The organism is Coleofasciculus sp., assembly GCF_046565525.1.
Classification (GTDB): domain Bacteria; phylum Cyanobacteriota; class Cyanobacteriia; order Cyanobacteriales; family Coleofasciculaceae; genus Coleofasciculus.
Map to the genome: position 1 here is coordinate 1 of NZ_JBKHUP010000255.1, position 1,351 is coordinate 1,351.

Genomic DNA, 1,351 nt, shown 5'->3' on the forward strand with positions numbered 1-1,351 from the left:
TTCCGTCCACCGAAGACGTTAAACTCTGCCTCCCTGTGACGGAAGAATCCCCCGCGTTTTAACCGGGGGAGTGTCAAATCTGCCCTTTTACTGGTGCCACTATTGATATCGGGTTTCATCTTCCAATAAGTCTATGGATTCTCGTCATTGTCAATCTACCTCTGGCTTGCCCCTTGCTAAAGTCATTAAGCTCGTGGCAGTAGTATTAATGTACTTGTCGCTCTGGGTTGCCCCAGCATCCGCCAAGGTTATCCGCTATTTTGATGGTAATTCTACTGATGTCAATGTTCCCGCAGGTATTGCCTTTGATTTAGGCGGCGGGGGAGCTGATGTAGACGAAGCGATTCAGTGGATGATTAATCAGGCGAGAGGTTGCACAGACTGTTCGGCTCAGGTTGATGTGGTTGTCATTCGTTCATCGGGTTCTGCTGGCTATAATGCGCCAATTCTGGCGATGAATGGGGTGGATTCGGTAGAAACGTTGGTTATCAGTAGTCGGGATGATGCCAATTCTGTGGATGTCGCGGATACGATTCGCCAAGCTGAGGTGTTATTTTTTGCAGGGGGTAACCAGTGTGACTATACCCGAAACTTTAAGCATACGGCGATAGAAGCCGCGATTAAATCCGTTGGCGCTAAAGGGGGTGGGATTGGGGGTACAAGTGCTGGGGCGATGATTCAAAGTGATTTTATTTACAATGCCTGTTCCGATACAGTTGATAGTGAGTATGCCTTAGACGATCCCTATGAAGATATTCTGTTTAGTTATGATCTGTTCAACTGGTCGCTAATGAAGGGTACTGTAATAGATACCCATTTTAGTGAACGCGATCGCATGGGTCGTTTGATGACATTCATGGCGCGTCAGCTTCGGGATGGTATCACTGATAGTGTCTTGGGGATAGGCATTGATGAGGGAACATCGCTGGTGGTTAACCGGGATGGTATCGCCCAAGTAATGGGAGAGGGCGCGGTATATTTTGTTTTGGGGGATCATATCCCGGAAGACTGTGAACCTCAAACCCCACTCACGTTTTCTAATTACAAGATTTGGAAACGAGAAAACGGTGAGAAATTTGACCTGAAAAATTTACCCTCCAGGGGTTATCGTAGCGCAAGTGTTCAAGATGGTATTGTGCAGAGGGGTTAAAAGGGCGATTGGAAATCGCAGTCAGGACATGATATAAAAGGGCGATTGGAAATCGCAGCTACACAAACAAAGTCCGCCTACGCGGACTGAACTAGAAAAGAATCTTCCACGTTGTGGAATCGGTAATTGACATCCTCCCCCGGCTAAAGAGCGCGGGGGATTCCTCACCACGCCACCTTTTTAGGGGTGGTCGCTGATTGG

General features: G+C 47.8%; 1 protein-coding gene. It reads left to right on the plus strand.

What is annotated here, in order from left to right; genetic code table 11:
- Nucleotides 1–133: 133 nt before the first annotated feature.
- Nucleotides 134–1,150 (plus strand): cyanophycinase, encoded by a 1,017-nt coding sequence (locus tag ACLGGO_RS35570; protein ID WP_446422851.1) that lies wholly within the window; start codon nucleotides 134–136, stop codon nucleotides 1,148–1,150.
- Nucleotides 1,151–1,351: the final 201 nt, after the last annotated feature.

Coding starts and splice junctions, on each gene's coding strand:
- ACLGGO_RS35570 (WP_446422851.1), top strand. CDS start 134: ATGGATTCTCGTCATTGTCAATCTACCTCTGGCTTGCCCCTTGCTAAA.